Here is a 23433-nt window from a genome sequence, read left to right as displayed (position 1 = left end):
CCATTCAGTGTACCTACAGTGTACCCAAAAGAGCTGGATGCCAGCGAACGGCCGCGAACCGTATCGGGCTCTTATAGACGCCGAAGTGTCTGATTTTATGGCGAATCTAGCTGAGCGGCGAACCGGCGCGGACTAGAAAGAACGGGGCCGGAAAGGCTGATGGTGCGCCATTCAGAATAAAACTGCGAACTCTTATGTCATTGAGATTTCGATATAAAATTCGGCGTCACCCTTACCGCCCCCGGCGATAACAGCGGCCGAGGTGATCAACGGTTCTCAGGCAGGGTAGTGAGGTGGTCAATGAACGCCACGATGACGGCTCAGTTCGTGGCGGATGCGCTGCTGATGGCGGTCTGGCACCGGGGGGCAAGCCGGATGCATTGTTGCACCATTTCCATGGCATCCTGCAGCATGACCGTTCCGGCATCGTCTGGTACAATGCTGCGAATAGACGATTTTTTTCCGCTCAAGACCGAACGGACGGAACGCAAAACCTACAGGACCAGAGACGAGGCGCGCCCGATGTGTCGGTCACATCGAGAGGTTTTACAACACGACCGCAGGCACTCGACTATCGGCTAGACCAAGCTAGATGAGCTTGGACGCGCCCCAAAATTTCAGGGCGTTCGGCGGCAAACTTTAGCTTTTCGACATCATCGAAGCCTAGTCGAACTGCTGTAGAAAGACTTTCAACGACTTCACGCTCCAGGTCGTCCTGGTCGCAAAATGGATCAAGATCCAGCACCGTGTACGAAACGATACTAAGAACAAACGATATTGCCCGCGGAATAACGGATCCAATCAACTCGCGAGAGCGAGGGCATGTCCGGGCCGTCGCGGAAGAACTTTCCGGATCACCTCCCAATGTGGCTTCAATTTCAGCAACGGTCTTACCTCTCACCCAGCCGGTGATTGCTTGCCGGACCTCCGCGAGCACGTCCTCGTCGACAGGGCCTGCCTTCTTACGTCCCGTAGCGGCTCTCGCAGCTCCAGCCACGTCAGTAAGCAGCAATGCGCGAGCCTCTTCGTCTTCCTTCAGCCAAGTGAAAACCCAAACGATCCATTTACAAATGGACGTTGGCAAGTCACCTACCTGATCGGTGATACGTTTTCTCAGCCGCACCAAGACATCTGTTGGGAGGCCGCTCTTTGACGCGAGGGCGAACACCGCCGCATCAGTGCCGTCCTCCACATCCTCTTCGATAGCCTTCTTCATCAACGCTACCTTATCATCGAACTCCTGTTCTTCGGTGGCCTTGCGGGCAGCATAGGCTGCGAGCGATCGATTGAAATCAAACATCGACGGTTCGTGATCCTCGCCGTCCGCTTCCCGCAATAGAGCCATACGGTTAATCGTATAGAGAACATCACGGTCCAATGTTTCTCCGTTCGCGAGACGATCTAGCACCACTTCCAGTGGGTCTGAGATGGTCACGCAGCGATCGTTCTCCGGCAGCACCGCCCGCAGTTTTTCGATCACGTCCTTCTTCAGGTTCCTTCCCTTAGTGAAGGCGATTATCGGCTCCGGTATCAGCAAGACGACACCGTTTGCTAAGTGCCCGGCACGGCCCGCTCTTGCCGCAGCATTGAGAATCTCGTGCGCTTCCAAATTTTCCCGGCCCTTCTCTTCCGATGCCCGCTTGTCACCAGCCAGAATGGCCAGCTGAGCCGGAAGGTTCAGTCCTTGAGCAAGCGTTGGCGTGGCAACTATGACGGTCGCGCCGTCGGCTCGGCGAAACATCCCTTCAGCTAGCTCTCGCTCGAGACGAAGCATCGATGCATTATGCGGAACGGCGGCCGCTGCACCATTGAGAAGTGAATGCTTTATGTCGCCGAGCTCCAACGTGATAGCATCCCACAGTGCCTGCTCCTCCGCAGTCGGTGAGATGGTGTTTCCCAATGTAGTCGCGACGTCTGAAGCAGTAGAAACCGCATCGTGCTTGGTGTTTACGAATACGATTGTCTTCAGACCATTGCGGGCGGCGTCCGCCGCGATTGCCGCAGCGACGCTGTTAGAGTTTGGCTTTAGGCGGATGCGGCCATAGGAGAGCTCTCCGCTCAATCGCACGGGCGAGTTCAGCAGCGGCGTGAACGAGCAATATGCCTTTTTTTCAACGAGCCAGTTGTGCTGTAAACCCCAGATGGCCATGGGCTGTACCGTCAGCTTGCCGGTGGCCGCGGTGCGCAGGCCCTTGGCGCGCTTGCCAGCATGCTTGTCGCCAGCCGCCTGCGCTTTCAGGGCTTCCTTCTCAATGCTAACAAGCTCCTCGTCTTGATAGATCACGACGCCGCGCGCTTGTCGGCTTGGCTTCCAAAGCAGGTCGACATGCACGCAGTTTCTTGTGGTCAGTTCAGCTATCCAATCCCCAAATTCCGCGGCGTTCTTCAGCATCGCCGACAGAAATAGAAAGTCAGCTTGGGGCACGACATGATTGAAGGCCAGGACGCATAGCATGCTGTCCAGCGCCCTTCGGATTTTTCCCGATTGCGGGCTTAGAAGATGGCACTCGTCGAAGACGAGAAGACCGACTTCGTCAAACGCACTGGAAGCGAAGGATAACATCGCGAGACAGCGCTCGGGAGTCATGACTTCGATTTCCTTGAGCTGCGCATCTGACAGCATCAGCAAATCGAAATCGCTCGAAACAACCGAACCAAGCAAATCCTTCGGAAACATTGATTGCAAATCACGCGTCAATTGCTCGGCTAACGCATGTGTGGGCGCAAGGAACACTACCTTCTTCTTCTTAGCAAGAGTTCCGGCGATCTTCAAAGAGGACACCGTGGTTTTGCCTGCACCGGTCGGTAGCACGACAACCGCTGACCTGCCGCTCTCGTAGAAGTTCTTGTTGATCGCCTCGCGGTGATTGGGCCAGACATACGGAGCGCTGTCGGCTCGGTGCCGGAGCCACTTCTTCCAAAATTTGGTGTCGGCGCCTCCCGGCGGCTTGAGCTTGGTCAGCGCCGCCTCGCTCACACCGTCGGATGCGGACAAGAGCAAAGAAGCAAGATGACGTGGACCGGCATAAGTCGTGAACAGCTCACCTGCCATCATCTCATCGCCTTCGGCCGAGCGTGACGATAGCCTAAGGACCCTGCGGAACGCTTCCTCCGCGCTGTCAAAACGGCCGCCGGTGGCATCGGGCACCGGCACCGAAAGTAGCTGTGACGCAAGCAGCTCGATTCCAGCAATGAGAGCTTCCAGCAAGACTCTCAAGGCTTTCCGCTGAAGCTCTATCGTGATACTATCCGGCCGACGCCAGCGCGAGGCGCGAGCGATGATTGCGTTCAAATCGCCGCGAGCCAAATCCCGGACGTTGTCGGCAAGAATTCTTGCTTCGTAGAGCTGATCTCGCGGCTCATTTCCGATCAGTGTCGCTGCTTCGTAAGCGTCTGCGTATTGTTCGGCCGCAAGAAACAGCAATGCCGCTGCAATAGTCGGGTCCACTTGATCGCGATCGACAAACGGCCTCAGTGTTGTCTCTTCCGGAGGCGGTTTCCGAGCAAGTATCTGCTGCGCCGTTCCGGCAACGAATGCGGATGCACGGCGAATGCTCGCATCGTCGTGTACAGATGTGATTAGCTCATATGTGTCCGCTATCCTTTCAAGGGGCCATTCGTCCGTGCCGCTTGGCTCGCTCCCACCTCCGCCCCGTAAGCGCTGAGACATCAATTGGGCGTAGTGGCGAGTAAGCCTCCGGGGCAGGTCCTGCGAGTCGAGATCAGGCAGGCTCGGTGCCGAGCGCAGCATCGCGGAGGTGACGGGATCAAACACCGCTGCCCTCCTTTGCATCTCATCCAAAGCTGTCATGGCTCGCTTGGCAAGACTATCAAACCAATCTCGTAAGTCTCCGTCTATGACGAAGGTTGCACCAATTCGCTGCTGCGCGGTAATACCATTGAGCTTATCGTAGCCTTTAAATAGAGCAACTCGCCCCTTTTCAGAATCATACTCGTTATTTACTGCAAGCGATGCCCGGTAACGGCGATACGCAAGGTCGAGCACGCGCGAAGCGGCCTGAACAGCCGCTGTCCCGTCAATACCGCTTTTCTCGATCAATGCGGACGCGCCGGACACAAGTTCCGGGCCGCGAAGATTCTTGTGATGATCACCGAATGCTTTCATCACGTCTTGACGAAAGATGGCTCTCGGATTTTCAGAGCATTTGTCTTCGAAAATCGTTGCAGAAGTAATTTCAGGCGCGGAAGCCGCCAATTCAATCATCAAACCGTCGATGCCCTGGGTCGTCGATTTGATGTGTGGATCTTTCATGTAAACCCGCGACTTTCCGCCTTGACGAGCCGCAATCCAGGAGATCGCTTCAAAAAGAAACCCATCCCGACGCCACCGTGACGCATCTTTTTGATCGTCGGTCTTGCCGGTAATTCGAAGCTGCCTTCTAGCCGCTTCGGTCAAACTGGCGGCAGTGATGGCAGACGAGGTCGGCGAGAGGTCTTCGATGATCTTCGCCGCATGCAATGCTTGACCCATGGCGATAAGCGCGATCAGACGTGCAAGACGATTAAGGTCCTGCACAGTCCACCGGCTACCGACCGAATTGCTGTCAATGACAACGGTTTTTGTAAGCAGGGCATTCTTCTCCGCCTTGCTTACATTTTTCGGTTTCGCAGTCTTCGCCCCCGTAGCACTTGTCATTCTTGCAGGATGTTTCTCAGCTGGCGCAAGCTCAACGCCGTCGTGGTTTATTGTTGAGTTCAAACATAACAAACTGCTGCAGGCCGCCTCGGATCAGCTCGGGGAAGGCCTCAAGCGCGTTCTGCACGAAGGTCCGCAAATCATCGGCCTTGTCTGGCCACTCGGAAATATCAAGCTCAAATCGTGCGGGCTCGGTGGCGATGGCGTAAGCAAAGCGGCCCCGACCCTGCTGGGTTCGATTGACGAAGGCGTGGCAGCGCTGGACAGGCCGGTTGTCCGGTTCGCGGGTCTGAAGCGTGAGCCAGATGCCGACCGGCTCTTTGGGCGACTGACCGGCCGGGGCGACGATGGCTTTGCGGTAGAACGCAAATTGCAGCGCCGTGATGCGTTCGTGCGCGCCCTCGTGCTGAAACGTGATCTCATGGCCATCCAGCGCCTGCGATTTTGAGACCCGGCCCATCACAGTTGCGCCGCGCGGATTGAAAGGCTGCGCGCCGGATTTGATGAGGCCCGGCTCGGTCAGCCGCGCCGCATGGGCGGCGAGCTCGCCATGCACCAACGCGAGAATGTCCATGTGGACATCGTTGAACCACGCTTGACGGCGCTCCTCTTCGTCCGCTTGATCCTGGACACGCGAGCGGTCGGCAAGCGCGGCCTGCTTGAGACGGTCGATCGCAGCCGCATTGAAAGCATCGGGCGGCTCGGAAGCGGCCTCGGCGGCAATGGATTCAAGCCTGCGGATGACCTCAGGCATGGCTTGGATGCGGTAGGGACGGGCGCAGATCATCTGGCTCAGCAGAATCTTTAGCCGGAGCAGCCGGCCGCCTGCCGCAAAGGGCGCGGCGTATGCCTCTTCATGCAGACGCTCACGCGGCATGCGCACGCCGCCCGTGATCATGTAATAGATGACTTTGCCCAGCGAGTAGATGTCGGCATCGGGGGTGACGGCCAGTTGACCACCGTCCTCAAGTTCCGGCGCCATGAACACCGCGGGGCCCACGACTTCGCCGTCTCGGGTGTTGCGCTGCTCGCGCGCCTGGATAAGACAGATACCGAAATCCGCGACCCAAATCGCGTGCCCCTCGCCGGGAAAGAGGATGTTCTCCGGCTTGACGTCGCGGTGAATGATGCGGGCCGCGTGAGCGGCCTGAAGGCCATGGGCGATCTGGATGGCGACCGTCAACACGTCGTCGAGCCTGCCCCGGTAGCGGTCCACGGCTTTGGCTAGGTTGCCGCCTTTGGCGCGCGGCATGACAAGGTATTGCCGCGCGTCGTCACCGGGAACGGCATCGAGCGCGGAGTGATCGAGCAGCGGCACGATGTTAGGATGTGAGAGTGTCTTGATCGCTTCGACCTCGTCGCGGAAGCGCTCATGGCGCTCGGCGTTGAACACGCGCTTGAGGGCACAGGGCCCCTGGTATTGTCGCATTAGGTCTTCGACGAGGATAACCTGGGCCTGGCCACCCTGATCGAGCGTGTCGCCGCTCTTCCATCGGCCGCCGTAAGGGCCCCTTGTTTTTGCCATGGGCTTGTTCCCGCTAGACCAGCCCCAAGGCCTTCAGCCAGGCCTGCACCTGTCCGAAAGCGTCCTGTTGCCATTGATCGGGGGTACGGTCTCCGAGGAGATGCGTTTCCTCGACGAACTTCCGCACCGACGTTGGGCCGTAGGCATCTTCCTTGTCGAACTTCCCGGCGATGTGTGCGTAGCCTTGTCTGCCTTCCGCCAACTCGAGCAGCGGCTTGCAATCCGCGGCGAGCGCCTGCGGCCCGCCGGGGTAACTGCGGATGCAGTAATAGATATCGTAGGCGTCCTTCTGCTTATGTCGGTTTTGGATGGCATAGCCCTTCATGGCCAGAAGCGCCGGGATCGAGGCGATCGCGATCTCGACGCGGTTCTTGCCGCCCGCGGGCATCGAGCCGTCGATCGCTACCATCTGATAAAACTGGAGCGCAAGATCGGCGCCGTCGGCGCGCTGAACGGCAAAATTCTCAATGAGGGCCGGCTTGTTCTTGGTAAGCTCGACATGGCGCGGCATCAGGAAATCGACGATCACGTCGATGGGCGGACCGCCGTCGTTGGGGTCGACCTGTCGCACCAGCTGGAACTTCTTGAGCTCGGTGCGCTGGTCGTAGCCGTTCTCCATTAGGCTTTCGATGAGCGCCTTGTATTCGGCGTCGTCCTTGAGGGCGGCGGCGTCGAGAGCGATGTCGATATCGAGCGTGCCGACATGGGCCATGTCCTCGCTCTCAAGCAGAAGCCAGGGCACAGCGCCGCCGATGATCGCGAACTTGCCCTTGAAGCTGCCAAGGATCTGGCCCATTTCGACCAGCACGGATTTCACGGCCGCCGTGGTGCGCTCGTCGTAGTCGGCAGCGGACTGCGGCTCGGGCTTCACTTCTTTTGCCATTGGAGCTTTTCCTCCCGGAGATGCTCGGCAGCTTCCCTTCCGCGCTCTCCAGCTACGTAAAGGTCAAGGTAGGTCTGGACGGGGCTCGAGCACCGGACATGCGGCGCGGGCTCGACGGAATCCCGAAACAGTCCCTCGTCCTCGACTTGCAGGACGGTAACATTCTCACCGCGTGCCGGGGAGGACAAATCAAGGCGCTCTTTGAGTACCGAGACGCCCTTCTCGTCGGCGTAAAAATAGTTGGTGCTTATACGGGCGTATGGCGCGAGCCACTGCGCCGCCGAAAAGGAGGCCAGCATGGCCTCGCCCTTGCGGTTGGCCTCTTCGAGGACGTCCGGCAGGCGTTGTTGCAAGGCGCTGCCGTGTGAGGTGGTGTAAAAGAGAAGCTGCTGGCCCGGTGGCTTTTCATAGACCGCCTGCCAGCTATCGAGCAGCGCGTCGGGGTTAGTGAGGCTAAGCCCTTCGCGGTCGGTGCTTGCCCATTCGCGGTCAATCAAGGCATGGCGGACATTACTGACATGACCGAGGCTCACATTAGCTTGTTCGGCAAGCTCGGCGACCTTCCAGGCACGTTTGGGATCGCGTAGCAGCAGACGGAGAATCTGGGCGGACTTTGGTGCAAAGATTGATTTGATTTCGCGGCGCTCCGTCGCGGGCTTGAGAGGAACGGCGCGTTCGATGAACACGCCCCCGAAGACCAGACGGCAATTGCCTTCAAAGTCGAGGAAGCCAATATTCTCTTCTCGGCAAAGTCCCTGCGCGGCGGGCGACAGGTAGGGCGCGATGACGACGCCGTACGCGCCTTTGTCGAGGGCCTTTACGTAGTGCCGGAGCTGGTCAATCGCAGCCCGCACGATGCGCGGCTGGCCATTGCTCTTGAACTCGCAAACGATCTTCTGGGAGCGTCCATTCGACTTGACCTCAACGAGCAGGTCGAGCTCCCGGCGGTGATCAGGGTCAATGACGTTCTGCTTGACGGCCTCCACGGAGAGGAACGGGACGTCGGCCAAAACGGCTTGCAGCCGGCGGGCGGCTTCCTTCTCGAATTTCACTGCAGAGAATGATTTCAGCATTTGCTGAAAATAGCCATACCGATGAAAAAAGTCAAGTCATTTTCACTGGATTAATCGCTTTCAGTATTCGCTGAAATGGTATATTTGAATGAAATTAGTCGTAACCAATTGACTTTGCTTAACTCTAGACGCACTCCCCAACACAGGCCCAGACCCTCCCCGCCACCGCGCGATTGAAGCCTGGGACGACGGCTCGCGAGAGCCCGGTCCCGCAGGCTGGACGCGCCCGAAGGCTGGGAACCCAAAGAACCGGCGGAAACGGTTTCCCTTCGCCCTACCGGTGCCGGATCGGCAAATCCGTCCTGCGCGGCCGCCGCTGCCGGCTTCGCTTCCCTTTCGGGCGGCGCGGCGAGCCCAGCTCCGGCGACGGGCCAAGTAGCGGCTCTGGCTCGCTTGCGAGGGCGGACACATTCCCTCCGGCAGCTCCACCTCGGTCACGCGGCTCATATGCTCGGACGCCGGCACCTCGGGCGGTGGCCAATCGCCATCCAGCGGGCGGAGGATGTTGTTCTACCGAGTTGCACTCCCCGGGGACACGACCCGGCGATCTCCTTGTCGCCGACGCCGGCGTCCGCCGCCAGCAGGATCTGCACTCGCTTTAGCTTGCGCGCGCCGCCCGCCGCTCAGGAATTGCGAGTTCCTCGCGCTCTCTGTGCCGAGGTACTAGCGCGAGATTTCCGAAATCATAGAGCGCAAGTCTCCGGAAGCGAGCTTCACTTCGGCTGCCTGGCCCCGCCAGGCGAGCGCTAACGAATGCCTGGGTCCGACGCAGTGATGCCGGACATGCCAACGATCGGCGGTCACAAGGATTCCATTAGAGATGGCAACCGCGGGAGGATCTATTTCCACCGACAGCTCCTTCAGCGGGTGATCAAGGCCGCAACCGGCGGCTTTCAGCACCGCTTCCTTCAACGTCCACATCTTCATAAAGCCGTGCGACCGATCAGCGGGGGTGAGGTCGGCGAGCCAGCGCCGCTCGCCCGGCGAGCAGTAGAAGTCGGCGAGTTCCAGTGGAGCTGTCCTGTCCAGCGGCTCCACGTCAATTCCGATCTCGAGAGTCGACGAGAGCGCGCACGCGACCATCGCGTCGCAGTGCGAGATACTGAAGTACGGCCTACCCGCCGGCATGAGCCACGGCTTGCCTGCGGCCGTCTTGCCAAATCGCAGCGAGGACGGAGGCACGCCCGTGACTGAGCAGATCATCAGCCGCTTGATGGCGTGCGCCACGACAAATTGCCGCCGATGCCTGTCGAAGACAAAGCCGGACGCACGCTCTCGCTCGTCGGCGTCAAGCAATTCAACGAGCGCGAGCCACTCCCCGTCCGCGACGCCGTCGAGCGAGACGGCACGGACGGCAATCGTTTCGCTCGCGTCGCTCACGTTCGAGCGGAGCCAAAATGACGGCGCACCGCATCCCAACTCTGGCGCTTCTCCTTTCCTTTTCCCTGCCGGTATCCCGGACCTGCAGGCGGTTTCACAAAGCCATTCTCTACAAGCGCCCGGGAAATAAGCGGAGGGCCTCGGCGAGACGGTCGATCTCCGCTTCCAAATTGAAAACGTGTGTCGAGACCCGCAATATTGGCTCGCTCGCGTGCGTCATAACGGCGACTTCTATCTTGTGTTGCCGCCAAAGCCAATTCTGCAGCAAAGAAGTGTCGTCAAAGCGAAGCAATGCAAAGGTAGTCATCGCAGCACTGAGTTGGCCCTCCTGCGGCGTGATGCACTCCAGCCCGGAACGGTCCTGTAAAATGCGCCGCGTGTAGGCGGCGAGTTCCCGCATTCTGTCCAGACGGTGTCCCGTCGGCAAGGCCTCCAGGGCATCGATTGCGTCGGGGACGGCGAGCCAGGGGCAAAAGTCGCGTGTGCCCTGACATTCGAGGCGGCGCAAATGCGGAGTCGTGCCGAAACGGTCAGGCCGATCGCGGTCTTCGCCGGACACGTCCATCTTGTAGCCCCAACTGACCAGCAACGGCTCGACCGTGTCGATGATGTCAGCACCGAAATAGACAAAGCCTGTGCCGACCGGGGCCAGCAGCCACTTGTGGCCTGAGCCGAGATAAGCGTCGCATGGCAAGGTTTTCAGATCGACCGGAATCTGCCCGGGCGCATGGGCGCCGTCGACCACGGAAATGATTCCCTTCCGGCGCGCGATCCGGCAAATGTCCGCGACGGGCAGGATCAAGCCGCTCGTAGAGACGATATGGCTCAGAAAGATGACGCGGGTCCGGCTTGTCATGGCCTCCACGGCGGCGCTGACGATGTCTGCTGCGCTGCTCGGATGCCGCGGCACACGAAAGACGTTGATCGTCAGACCGTGGCGAGCCGCAACTTGTTCCCAGCACCAGCGCATTGTTTGGTACTCTTGATCGGATAGCAGAATCTCGCCCTCCCCGGCGAACCGGAGCGACCTGGCGACGAGGGTCGCCGCTTCCGTGACATTGGTCGTAAACAGCAAGCGCCGCGGTTCGCCGCTCAGGAACGCCGCAAGGCGCTCGCGGGCTCGCCAGAGCAGCGACGGCGCCTGCCTCAACAGAAATTCGGCTGGATTCTCGGCCAATTGCCGTCTGAGTTGCGTCACGCAGGCATAAGCGCGGCGGGTCGGCGGACCGAAGGCGCCGGAGTTCAGATATGCCACATCGGGGTCCAGGAGTATCTGCCGCGCATCCATCCGAAATCGACCATAAATCAGGCGCGGCTTACGAAAGCCCCAGGAAGCCCGCTTCCGTCGCCTTGCCGAACAATCAGACCCCAGCCCGCTATCGATCCGCCATTCGTGGATGCGTGCCCCTGCTGCATCTCCGCCTCGCAGAACGTTCTGGCTTCAGGTCTGGCCGTTCTTGACGATCAGGTCGCCGAGCCCATGCCGCAGATAGTGTCCGTAGGCCAAGCCATGCCGGGTATGCGGCCCGCCGGGCCTGTCCAGCGTGGGCGCATCGTCGTCTCCGAGGTTGACGAAGAACGGCAGCGACAGCCGCTCCTTGTTGATGAAAACCACGCGATGTCGACGAGCCGGATAGAGTCCGTTGGTCAAATGCGCCATGTAGGTTCCACAATTGACGAGGAAGTCCGTCCCAGAAACGGGCACGTCCAGATACCCGCCCGCTGATTCCACCTGGAGATTAGGTATAGGCGTCTGGAAGAGGACCGTAATCAACGACACGTCGAGATGGTCGCCGAAGCTCAGGACGGTGCCGTCGGGGGCTGTTTGCAGCGGCGGATAATTCACAAGATAAGGATACCGTATGAGCGACACCGCCGAAAGCGTATCCTCGCGTCTGAAATAGCGGGCGAAGAAATCCTCCGATTCTCCGAGCGCCAGCGCGAAACCTCGCAGGATCGTCTGCGATAGGTCGAAGATCTGCCAGTAGTAGCTTTCGAAAAAGCTGCGCCAATCCACTCCGTCGCGAGGTCGCGGCCACACATTGACCTCGTGCATCGGCGCCTTCGCCGCGATCCGTGGATGGTCGGCGTCGAAATTTGGATTCAGATAGCAGAAGGACTCTGGAGCCTTCTTGCCTTCAATCGCCAGATAGAATCCAGCGCGGGAGCGGCTGTTCGTTGGATTGTAAGCCTTGATGGCGAGATCGAATTTTTCCTGCGCGGGAATCGTTCGATGCATGATCGCCGTCATCTCGGCAAGCTGCCTGACGTCGATCCCGTGCCCGGAGACGTAGAAAAATCCCGCTCCGCGACAGATCTCGTCAAGCTCGCGCGCCAGAGCAAGCTTTTCGCAAGGGTCACCGTCTCTGAGCGCGCCGATATCGATGCGAGGTACGTTGAGCTGCCTATTCATCGTAGTCCTGCCTTGTCGAGAGCTTCTGCTTTCGAACCCAGAAGGTCGGTAACGTGGCGGGCCATTTCGGCGACCACCGCCGCATCCCGCACCCAGGAGAAATGGTCACAACTTCCGAGCGAGCGCACATTGATAGCCTCCGCAGGAACCAAAGCGTCCAAGTGATTGTGCGATGACCGCGCATAATACTCGAAGAGACGTCGCCGCTCGATTTCGCGCGTCTCCTCATTGTAAACGTTCGCCTTGAACAAGGTTATGCGCCCGATGGAAGGCAGAAGCGGCGCGAAGTCCTCACGGCGCGGCGCGTACCTAAGATTTATCGGGTCGATCACGGCGCTGATGTCCGCCGGCGCGAGGCGCAGCGCGGCCTCGTCCACGCGCCAGAACGGATCTATGAGGATCAGATTGCTTGTCTTGTCCCCTCCGCGCGCCAATTGACGCGCCGCCTCGAGCGCAACCACGCCACCGAAACTCCAGCCGAGCAGATTGTAGGGCTTTGGCGATCGCATCTCGCGGATCTTCGACACATAGTAGGCAGCGATCTGCTCGAAGGAATCAAGGCGACAATGCTGGTGGACGTTGTTGAAAAGGACCTGATTGACCGTATCGAGGCTCCGGGACAGATTGCCCAGATAACTTTCGGCACCGCCCTCGCCGGGAGGAAGCAGGAAAATATCCGGCGCGCCCGGAGATCTCCTGATCATGACATTCGACTCAAAGTCCCACAGACGGCCGTGCCGGCTTACGACACCGGACTGCTCTTCGGCCTGCGCTGTTCCAGACACGGCCGATCTCGCGCAGAGATCCCCGATAACTTCGATCAATCGGTCGCCGAACTGCTCGGTCGCCGCCGGCGCGAGACCGCTGTCCATCACGAGGATGAGTTCGTCTTCGGCGAGCCACGCGGTCACGTCAAGCGCGCCCTGGCTCATGCCGAGATCCGCGGCGGACTTCCGCAGTCCGAACATCTGCACGTCGAGCTGCCATCGGTCCGCGTCGCGGCGCCTTGACGGCTTGCTATTCGCGAGAGCGATACGGCCGAGATAGTTGAAGCTGATCGGCGGTAGGGGGGCCTCTGCGCTCCCGAGCGTTCCGCGGCTTATTCCGTAGCCAAGGCCATTGTATGGAACGCGGTCACGCCAAGCCTTCACGCGCTGCGCCGTTTCCATCGGATTGTCGGCGATTTCAACGCGAACCGGATGCAGAGTGGTGAACCAACCCACCGTACGCTCAAGCCGCCAGCGAGGGTCGAAGGCCTCCCGGCCATGGTTCTCGAGGGTTATGTAACGGGACGGTACGCCGACAAGCTCCTGAGCGGCATGTCCCAGGGCCGCCATGAGCAGGTCGCGCATGTCGAGCGCGCCGCCGCCACCGGCCAGCGATCGAAGTCGCGCGGTCTGTTTGGACGAAATGCTGAGACGCCGCTCGACGGGTGCAATCTGCCCCGGCGACGCGGCCCGTGATTGCATGTCGTTGGCAACGTCTTCGGCAACTTGTCGCCACAACGCGACTTCATCCGGCGCGAGCTCGTACAGTCTGAGCGCCCTTGCCCACTGCCCATAGTCGACGTCTTCAGAGGCGACCTCACCACCATTGTACAGGATTTCGAGGTCACGAAGAATGATCGTCCAACTGACCCGATCAACGATCAAATGATGCGCTGCAAACCAGATGCGGGCCGATCCGTCCGCATAACCGTGCAGGTAAGCGACGGCGGCGAGCTCGCCTTTCGATAGGTCGAAACCGCTTTGCCAGCCGTCGAGGAGGCGGCGCAGATCCTCAGACTCCATCGCGCCGATATCGGCCTGATGAAACGCGATGGATGACCGACCGTTCGAGCGCTGCGTCATCGTCATTGCCTCGCCGGATTCGCCCAGCGCATCCGTTTCGAAGCAAAGGGAAAATGCCTTGTGAAGCTCGGCTAGTCGCCTAACAGCGGCGACAAGCCGGCCTATCTCGAGCCTGCCAGTCCGGAATGCAAATTCCTGGTTCCAAAATGCCGGCTGCGAAAGCTTCTTTGCAAAGAACCAATTCTGGATCGGAGTGGCGGGGATCGGCTTCTTGGATGAGAAATTCAAGAGCTCGGCGTGTTCCGACAATTCGCCCGCGTGTGCCCCGGCGCATTGATCCGCAAAGACCACCAGCCGCCTCACGGTTGGATGATCGAACAGCCAACGCACGTTGACTTCGGAACCAAGAATTGGACGCAGGCGGGTCGCAAGATGGAGCGCTGCGATACTGTCCCCGCCGGATCGGAAGAAATCGTCGTCGATTCCGACCTGCTCCACTCCGAGTGCGTCTGAAAACGCCTCGCAAATCTCGCTCTCGCGTCGAGTTCGGGGTGCCGAGTAGCGTTCAGCCGGTCGGCGAGCGTGAGGCGTCGGGAGCGCCGCGACATCGAGCTTTCCGTTGACGGTGGTCGGAAGGCGGTCCGATACGGTGAGGATATGACTTGGCACCATCGGCCGCGGCAGAAAGCGCAGAAGATATTCTGCAACATAGGTTGGCGTTTCCGTTTGCAGTTGCGCGTCACCAAAATTCGAATTGGCCGCCTTTTCGGCAACGTAATAGGCGATGATTTCCTGACGCCCGCTCGCCGATGAGCGCATGATGACCGCACATTGTTTGACGACCGGGCACGAACCCAGGACCGCCTCGATCTCGGCTAGATCAACGCGAAAGCCGTTGATCTTGACTTGCGTGTCGTTTCGGCCGTGAAACTCCAGATATCCGCGAGGATGACGACGGACGATGTCGCCAGTCGCAAAAACTCGCTTGTCGGCGCCAAAGGTTGTCGCTTCGAAGCATTCTGGGATTTGTCCAAACCGACTTACGTTGAGGTCGGGACGGTTGAGATAACCAGCGCTCACACAGGGGCCGGCAATGAACAACTGGCCGCGCGCGCCCCCCGGCGCTGGTCGCAATGAGGCGTCGAGGATGGCCAGACATGTGTTTGGCAGCGGCGAGCCAAGATCGTTGGCGAAGCCGTCGTCTGGCTTGAACTCTCGGAGCGTGTTGTAAACCGTCGTCTCCGTCGTCCCATATGCAGTCAACAAACGGCCCGCGAAAGTTGCGCGAATTCGCGAGACATGATGAGGCCCCACGGACTCCCCGGCGATCAGCACCGTTTCGAGAGAGGTCAGCCGGGTAAGGTCGAAGCGGCCGATTTGCGTGGGCGTCCCGCTAAGATATGTAAGGCCATTGGCATTCAGACGAGCGTAGGTGTCGTCGTCGAGCACCTGCGTGGGATCCACGAGCAGGCTGTGACCGCTCAAGAGGGACAGGCAAATCTGCTCGATCGAAAAATCGAAGACGATGTTCGAGGTCAGAAGCACAGTTTGGCGTTTTGCCGCCGCGCTACCGAATATGCGCTCGGCAAGCCCGTCATGGAAGCTGAGTACATTGCCATCATTGACGACGACGCCCTTCGGCTTGCCCGACGTGCCGGAAGTATAGATGACGTAGGCCTCGCTGTCCCGACGACGATCGAGGCCGAGATTGCCGCTCGACTCGGCGCTCGCCGTCGAGACTTCGTCGACAACGAGAATTTGCCCTTGTGTGAGCGAGAGCACGCGTTCGTAATTGGCGCGGTCTGTCAGAACAAGGCGAACGTCGGCATCACCGAGAACGAAGGCAAGCCGCTCGCTCGGATAGCTTGGATCGAGCGGAATATAGGCGCAGCCAGCCTTCCAAACGGCTAGAATTGCGAGAATGGCGTGCTCGCCGATGTCCAGGACGATCGCGCTGCGCTCGCCGGGTGTTGCGCCTCCGGCGATCAGGCGGGCGGCCAAGCGATTGGCCGCGAGATTCAAGGCGTTATAGCTGAGCCGACGGTCGCCGCAGACGAGCGCCAAGTCCGTACCATGCAGCGCCGCAACATTTTCGAACAAATGCGCAAGGGACAAGACGGCTGTTGTCTTCAGCGCCGGCGCGTCGGCTTCGGCCACAGCCGAGAGGCGCTCGACCCCCGACGCATCGCTGTCGCTATCGTCGGTACTGCGCACCGCACCTAGTGTTTCGGTTTCCGCCGCCGCCGACAGCCGCACGATCTCGCTGGCGATCACAGAAAACGTCCGTGCAAAGCCGGCGGCACTTTCCGGTTCAAATAGCGCACATGGAACCGTCACGTTTCCCTTTATGCCATCTTCAGTCTCTGCAAAGGTCAGGGCCAGATCAAACTTTGCGCTCGTCTGGCCTTTCGTCTCGACCGAGTAGTCCGTCACTGTGGCCGCGCTGGTCTCGCCTTCCACCCCTGGCGGCAATAGGGTGACGAGCGCCTGGAAGAGCGGATGACGGCTATTGTCCGGCGCAACGCCCAGCGCCTTTACTACACGGTCGAACGGCACATGTTGGTGACGCAATGCCTCGTTGACGCGGTCGCTGACAGTTCGAAGGTAGCGCGCGATAGTCAGGTTGCGGTCCACCCTGATTTGGATGACAACGAGGTTGGCGAACAAGCCGATAACATCTTCGAAACGACGATCGAGGCGATTATTCGTGGGCGTGCCGACGGTAAATTCGGCTTGGCCGCTATAGCTTTCCAAGAGTAGCGCAGAGGTTGCGAGCAGCACGGTATAGAAACTCACGCCACAAGAGCGCGCCAACCCCTTCAGGCCATCGCGCGTCTTGCTGTCGATTGAGAACAGGGTCTCGAAGCCCCGATGGTCGAAAATTGCCGGGCGCGGCTTGTCGAGCGGAAGATCAAGAGCCGGCGCGCCGCTCAGGCGCTCGCGCCAGAATTCATCCTCCAGCGCGAACACGACTTCGGTTCGTTCGTCACGTTGCCAGACGGCGTAGTCCGCATAGGTCGCCGCGCCAGCGGCCGAAAGCGCTGAGTTTCCCTGACCGACAAGCCGGGCGAATTCGCCCCGGAAGATTTCCATCGATCGGCCGTCGAAGCAGCTATGATGAAACACGAGGCCGACATAAAGTCTCGCCGGGTCCTCGTTGTGCGCCATAAGGGCGATGCGGAGGGGCAACTCCCGGTCGAGCCTGAAGATATGCTCTGCGTTCGCGAGGAGTTCGCTGTCCATTTCCCGCCGATTTGCCAGCCGTTTGACGGTCAGGCTCAGCATGGCGAGCACCGCAGCAGGGTCGAGGACGCTCAAGAAACGGGCGCCGTCGCTGCCACCGCTGATGAGCGTGCGCAGCGAGGCATGCCGCCGAACCAGGAACCGCAGCGCCGTCTTCACGGTCTCCGCGCTCACACGCCCGATATCCACGGCAAGAACCAGCGGGATATTGTATGCAGAGGTTCCGCCGAGCAATTCGTCGATGAAGAGCAGTCGCTCTTGAGCGGAGGTGATCGGCGCATTCCCGGCCCTGGGCAGCTTATGAGATGCAAGGCTCGGTTGTGCGCCGCTTTCACTGGCTTCAAGTCGCCGAGCTTGAGCCTCGATTGTAACGTGATCGAACACTTCGGGAAGCGTCAGTCGAAGGGCGAGTTCCGACGTGACCCTTGTGGTCAGCCTGATCGCTGCCAGGCTGTCGCCTCCGAGAGCGAAGAAATTGTCGTCTATTCCAATCCTATCTTGCGTAACGGCGAGGACTTCCGACCATATCCCGCGAAGCGCCCTTTCAAGCGGCGTTTTCGGTCGCGCCTGTGAGGCGTCGCCGCTGACGGCGTCGTTGGGAAGCGCTGCGACATTCAGCTTGCCGCTCGGGGTGACTGGCACCTGGGCGATCCGCGTGACGGAACCCGGTATCAATGCAGCCGGCAGGCGATCGCGCAGCCAAGCAGTCATTTCCCTCTCTGGGATGTCTGCGGCGGCAAGATAGAAGGCAGCGAGGTACTTGCGGCCGGCGCCTTGCTCGCGCGCGATGACGACAGCACGCTCGACGCCGGGATACGACAGCAGCTCGCTTTCGACCTCCCCGAGCTCAATTCTTTGGCCGTTGATCTTCACTTGCCCGTCGGCGCGGCCAAAATATTCAATTTCTCCATTCGGCAGCCAGCGACAGAGGTCTCCCGTCCGGTAGAGACGCGGTCGCGCGCCGTCTGGGTCAGGGCGGACAAAGGGATCGGGGACGAAGCGTTCGGACGTCAGGCCCGCACGATTCAGATAGCCGCGCGTGACGCCGACGCCGCCAATGTACAGCTCGCCGATGCCGCCGATCGGGATGCGCCGCATCATGTCGTCGAGCAGGTAGCTGCGCGTGTTGGCGACGGGCAAGCCGATGCTCTTGTCCCGTCGCGGCTCAGAGCGAGCATAGGGTCGTTTATGGGAGGTGATGGAGATTTCGGTCGGACCGTAGCCATTGACAATGACGCCGTCGAACCATCGACGGATCGAGTCGAACGCCGGGCGGGTGAGATCCTCGCCGATCGCATCGACGATACGCAGGCTTGGACAATCAAACAGATCGTAGGTCGAAAGCACCGAGGGCGTGCCCGACAGGTAGGTCACGCCATTCGTGCGAATGCAGCGCCGCAGCGCCTCATTGTCGGTGCGCAGATCGTCGTCCAGGACCACCAGTGTCTGGCCATTGAGCAGGGCGTCGGTCATCTGCTCCACAAAGTGGTCGAATACAATGTTGGAAAATGACAGAAACGTCTGCGGACCCCGGCTGCGATCGAGCGCGAACGTCTGCGCCAGTGACTCCCGCAGATTAACGACACCGCGATGTTCGACCAGCACTGCTTTTGGCTGGCCGGTCGTGCCGGATGTGTAGATCGCGTAGGCCAAATCGTCGCTTCCGGCCGTTCGATGCGGCGGCCGGTTCGGCAAGTGCTGAAGCGCTTCCTCCTGTGGCACGAGAATATCGACCGCCGCCCGGGCTTCCCGATTCCGCACGATTGTCGCGAGCCGCTCTCGATAGGCAGGGTCAGCGAGCACCAGTCGCGTCGACGTGTCATCGAGAATGTAGGCAATACGGGTTGGAGGATAACTCGGGTCGATCGGCACGTAGGCCGCACCGGCCTTCCAGACTGCGAGAAGGCTTGCGATCATCCATTCGCTCTTGTCCATTACGATCGCGATGAGATCGTCTGTCTTCGGCGCTATCCGCAACGCAATCAGCTGAGCGAGACGATTAGAGAGTTCATCGGTCTCCGCATAGCTGAGCTGGACCTGCCGAAACACCAGCGCCCGCTCGTGTGGCCATCTGGCCGCGACCTGTTCGAACACGTCGATAAGTGTCGACTGCCGGGAAAAGTCTCTTTCGGTCGCGTTCCAGCAATCGAAAATCGCCAGCGCAGCACGATCAACCAGACTCAATTCGCTTAGCGTTTGGGTCGCATCGCGCGCGATTTGGTCGAAAATAACCGAAACGGTTTGAAGGAAGATCGCAATCATCGCCTCGTCGAACAATTCTCCTGCATGCCAGAGATCAATCTCCAACGTTTCGTTCGCCTCGCGGCCGACGATTTGCAGCGGATGATCGACCTTGTTGACATCGCGACGTCGCTCGAAGGCGAGCACGTCCTGATGGTGTCGATCGCCCGCGGTCATGGGATAGTTTTCGAACATCAACAGTGCGTCGAAAAGGCGTCCCTTCGGTCCAGGCGTTGCGATTTCCGCGAGATTGACAGTGCTGAACGCGTTGAGGGCCGTCGTCGAACGTTGGATCTCGGCCATCGCCTGGGCGACCGTCCAGGCAGCCCTCGTGGGACCGTGCTCGACGATGATCGGCAGGGTATTTATGAACAACCCGACCGCCGTTTCGATGCCAGGCACGGGAATCGCGCGACCGGAGACTATAGTTCCGATGACCGTTTGACTGCCTCCCCCGAAGGCGCCAAGGGCAGTGTGAAAAGCAAATTGCAGCGCGGAATGGATCGTCAAGCCGTGGTTCGCGCAACTTGCGCGCAGTGCGGCGTAAGTATCCGCGGCGACCGTCAACCGGCGCATCTGGTGATTGCAGATCCGATTGTAGCCGCGAACGTCGATCTTTTCGCGCTGATCGAGTTTCAGCAAACCGCGCAGGTCGCAGGACTGTTCGATCCGTTCGACCTCACGAGTCCAATAATCTACGTTGTCACCGTGGCGCTCATCCCAATGGACCTGCGCCGCGAAGAACGCATCGTCCGGGGGCTCATCAACCAACTTGCCGTCGAGCAAAGCAAGATAGGAGCGGTGGACCGCCTCGTGCAGAACCGAAAGGCTCCAGCCGTCGAGCAAAATATGATGGCAGGTGAATATGAGAGCCGCGCGGGATGCGTCCTGATGGACGAAGCGCAGACGGAACAGCGGGCCACCTTCGAGGTCGAACGGGTCGCGGCGTTGCCGTTCGCAGAACGCATCGAACTCAGGTTCCGTATGGGCAGGGGATGCGGAACCGGTGAAATCAACCACGCTCCAATCCATAGGCGCGGGTTGAAGGTCGAGGCGCTGAACTGGAAGCTCGCGGACAGGAAAGCGCAGTCGCAGAGCCGGAAACCGGGCATAGGCGCGCCGCCAGGCCAGTTCCATCAAATCCGGCCGGACCGCCCTGCCATAGAAATGCACCGTCTGCAGAACGTATATGTCGTCGCCGGATGGGGTGTTGAGGGCGCGATAGAGAAGACCCTGCTGCAATCCGTAGGTAGGTCGCTCCATCGCCTGCCGGGTGGCAGGCGACGAGTCCGCCTTGGCTGGGATCAATTCCACTGGTTGACCGTCCACAAAGGCGACGAAGGCGTCGAACGAGGCGTGGGCGGCGACGTCATCCACACGGATTAGGCGTTGTAGACGTTCGCGGATGCGAGCGACAAGCTTGATCGTCGAGATACTGTCGCCCCCAAGTCGGAAGAATTCAGCCGTTTCACTGATTTCTGCCGGTGCGACGGCGAGGACTTCGGCCCATATGTCGCGCAGAATGCGCGCCGTTGAACCGGCCACTGGGGGCGGCGCCGGCGTGACGTCCGATGTCGTTGAACGACCCTGAGCCATCGCCAGCAGCGAGCGCCAATCGACCTTGCCGATCGGCGTCACCGGAAAGGCGTCGAGCTTCAGCATCCGCGACGGAATCATCACCGGGACCAGCCGCGTCTCAAGGAAGGAGATCAGACTTGCCTCCTCGACGTCCGCTCCAGGTGTGGTCGTATAAAAGCCGACAAGACTGCTACGACCGGAAACGATTGGCCAATCTCTGGGCAAAACGACGCATTTACGAATCCCCGGAAACTCCGCCACGTGCGATTCTATCTCACCCGGCTCGATTCGCACCCCGTTTATCTTCAACTGGAAATCACGCCTGCCAAGAAACTCGACTTCGCCGTTCGGGAGCACGCGGGCGATATCGCCGGTCGCGTAAATCAAGCCGTTCCCGACCCTCGGCGCCGGTCGTGTTTTCACTGCGGGATCTTCGTGAAACCGTTCTGCTGAAAGCCCATCGTTGTTGAGATACCCGTCGGCGATGCTGCGGCCGCCTACGTGAAGTTCGCCAACGGCCCCGATCGGCAACTGCCGCCGGTATTTGTCCAGGACGTACCATCTGACGTTGCGCAATGGACGGCCGATACTCCGATCGTCCCGATTGATCACGTCGGGGGCGAACAGCTTTATGGCCGTGACGAATGTCGCTTCGGTGAAGGCGTACTCGTTGATCACCTGACCCCGGAAGACCTGCCGCAGCTCGCGCAGGCCCGCGGTCGTGAGCTCCTCTCCCACCAGCGCGATCCGCCTCAGCGTCGGACAGCGGGTGAGGTCGAAATTTCGGATTACGGAGCCGGTGCCGTTCAGATGGGTGACAGCGTGGCGGGCGAGAAAGTCGGGCAAGCGATGTGGATCGAGACGGATGTCGTCGGCAACAACGACCAGAATCTGCGAGTTGATCAACGCCAGGAGCAATTGACGCATGAAGGGCTCGAAGCCGCAGCCGGAAAACAGCAAGACGCGCTCCTCGCCAGGCGCGGCAATCAGGCCATAACGCTCGGAAAGGTCCGTGATGCTGTTGACGACGCTGATGTGCGGCTTTGCAACGCATTTGGGCTCACCCGTTGTCCCCGACGTGTACATCACGTAGGCAGCTTGGACATTGTCGAGGGGAAGCCCCAGATCCTCCCCGGAACAGTCGGCGGCAGTTTCCGAAATTGCTTCGGCGGCGACGACGCTGACCGTGATTCCACGTTGCGCAAAGGCCGCTCGCAGCGCATTGGCATGGCGCTCGTTCGCGATCAACATCGATGTGCCGGTCTCTCGAAGGATTGCTGCAACGCGCTCGACCGGTTGCGCAGGATCGATGGGCACGCAGGTCGCTCCTGCCTTCCAGAGGGCAATCGTCGCGACGACAGGAAGGTGACTCCTCTCGAGGAGCAAGCCAACGAATTGGCCCGCCTCGACTCCCAGCGCCTCCGAAGTGAGCCAACGCGCGAAGCGGTTGGCCCGCTTGTTGAGCTGATCGTAGGTGAGAACCAGTTCGTCAGTGCAAAGAGCCCTCGCGGCCGGCGTGCGTCGGACCGCGGCCTCAAAAAGGTCTTCGACCCGCAACGCGTCCTGAAAATCGCCGTCGGTCGCGTTGAATTGATCGAGCAACCGCCGTTCCGCGTCGGACACCAGGAGGAATTCACCGATGGTTTTGTCGGGCTCCGCCCTGATTTGGCGAAGAAGGACCTCGAGCAGCCCGATTAGCCCCTCGACAGTCGCCGGCTCGACCAGCGTCTCCGAGTAAACGATCCGGCCACCGATGAGGCCGGAAGCGGCATCAAACTGGAAGAGTGCGTTGACGGGGCCTGAATAGGGCGTCTCGCGCAAATCGTCTCGGGTAAAGACGATTGTCAGGTCGAACAGGCCTTGCCCTAAAATGCCCTGCGACGCCGGAGCGCAATCGTAATCGGCCAGTCTGCGGCAAATGTCCGCAACCGCTTGCCCGCTCCACTTCGACGAAAATTCGGAATGCTCGATGACCGTGGGATGCACCTGCGCATCTGTGAGGCTTGCCGAGTTGGTCGCATCGACGACGGCGATCGCCGTCGCTGCTCCGAAACCATATGCATCCAGAAGCAGATGGAACGCCGTCACAATTTCGGCTTTTGCGCGATCAACCGATCCGCGCTCACCCGCAACCGGCTGAATTGCGCTAAACGGGATATCGCGACAACAGCGCGAACCGAAGCGCCCTGGACCATCGCGAAACTGCACACGGTGTCGAAACGCGTCCCGCAGAAGGCTCGCGAAGTCGCACCGGCGATCAGCGCAGTTATTGAGGATCGTCAACCAATAGTCTTGTGGGTCCATCCGCGCCGTAACGAGCATCGACCACTCTCCTTGACGACAATAGCTTCGACAGCGTTCGATTCCCTGTGGAATGCGCCTTGCTAGGTCATCCAAAATCCATCGCCGCTAATTAATTCTCTCAACAACGTCGCGTAGGCTGCGCGAGTGCGCCTCTGGGCGCCGGGCCCCAAGAACTCGCGCGTGGTTTCCAGACAACAAGGGAAGGAAAAAACGCCGAGCGCTCACGGTCGATCGGCAACAGGAATTCGCGCTGAGCTTCACGCATGTGAAACACCGACCCACGATGGGGCGGCAGAATTCGGCTTTTGCAGATCGCGTGCACCGACGGAGCCGAGCCGACATTGTC

8 protein-coding genes and 1 pseudogene are annotated in these 23433 nt (G+C 60.0%); 1 reads left to right on the top strand and 8 read right to left on the bottom strand.

What is annotated here, in order from left to right; genetic code table 11:
• Positions 1–273: 273 nt before the first annotated feature.
• A pseudogene (locus tag ACQR1I_RS31975) lies at positions 274–582 on the top strand (IS3 family transposase); the annotation flags it as partial.
• On the opposite strand, the gene ACQR1I_RS31970 reads toward ACQR1I_RS31975, so the two are convergent.
• From ACQR1I_RS31970 to ACQR1I_RS31935, 8 genes are all read right to left on the bottom strand, one after another.
• The gene (locus tag ACQR1I_RS31970; protein WP_434870251.1) at positions 572–4657 is read right to left on the bottom strand and encodes a DEAD/DEAH box helicase; all 4086 of its coding nucleotides are present in this window, start codon (positions 4655–4657) and stop codon (positions 572–574) included. The pseudogene ACQR1I_RS31975 and the gene ACQR1I_RS31970 overlap by 11 nt on opposite strands.
• A 31-nt stretch (positions 4658–4688) precedes the next feature.
• Positions 4689–6182 carry a protein kinase domain-containing protein gene (locus ACQR1I_RS31965; protein WP_434870250.1) on the bottom strand — a complete coding sequence of 498 codons (1494 nt, stop codon included), beginning with the start codon at positions 6180–6182 and terminating at the stop codon, positions 4689–4691.
• A gap of 13 nt (positions 6183–6195) precedes the next feature.
• The gene (locus ACQR1I_RS31960; protein ID WP_434870249.1) at positions 6196–7065 is read right to left on the bottom strand and encodes a hypothetical protein; all 870 of its coding nucleotides are present in this window, start codon (positions 7063–7065) and stop codon (positions 6196–6198) included.
• Complete coding sequence (locus ACQR1I_RS31955) at positions 7050–8138, bottom strand: type IV toxin-antitoxin system AbiEi family antitoxin (RefSeq protein WP_434870248.1); 1089 nt, start codon at positions 8136–8138, stop codon at positions 7050–7052. Before ACQR1I_RS31955 ends, ACQR1I_RS31960 begins: the two co-directional genes overlap by 16 nt.
• A gap of 663 nt (positions 8139–8801) precedes the next feature.
• On the bottom strand, positions 8802–9518 hold the full coding sequence (locus tag ACQR1I_RS31950) for a 4'-phosphopantetheinyl transferase family protein (protein ID WP_434870247.1): 717 nt from the start codon (positions 9516–9518) through the stop codon (positions 8802–8804).
• A 109-nt stretch (positions 9519–9627) separates the two neighbouring features.
• Complete coding sequence (locus tag ACQR1I_RS31945) at positions 9628–10806, bottom strand: aminotransferase class V-fold PLP-dependent enzyme (RefSeq protein WP_434870246.1); 1179 nt, start codon at positions 10804–10806, stop codon at positions 9628–9630.
• Between the two features lie 153 nt (positions 10807–10959).
• Entirely contained in the window at positions 10960–11931 is a 972-nt protein-coding gene (locus ACQR1I_RS31940) for a 2OG-Fe(II) oxygenase family protein (protein ID WP_434870245.1), read from the bottom strand.
• Positions 11928–23105: an amino acid adenylation domain-containing protein gene (locus ACQR1I_RS31935; protein WP_434888868.1), complete on the bottom strand. Its 11178-nt coding sequence runs from the start codon at positions 23103–23105 to the stop codon at positions 11928–11930. Before ACQR1I_RS31935 ends, ACQR1I_RS31940 begins: the two co-directional genes overlap by 4 nt.
• Between the last annotated feature and the right edge of the window lie 328 nt (positions 23106–23433).

Source organism: Bradyrhizobium sp. HKCCYLS2038 (assembly GCF_051167655.1).
In the GTDB taxonomy this organism is placed as follows: Bacteria; Pseudomonadota; Alphaproteobacteria; order Rhizobiales; family Xanthobacteraceae; genus Bradyrhizobium.
The sequence above is the reverse complement of the archived record's forward strand: the minus strand, read 5'-3'. Positions and strand labels throughout refer to the sequence as shown.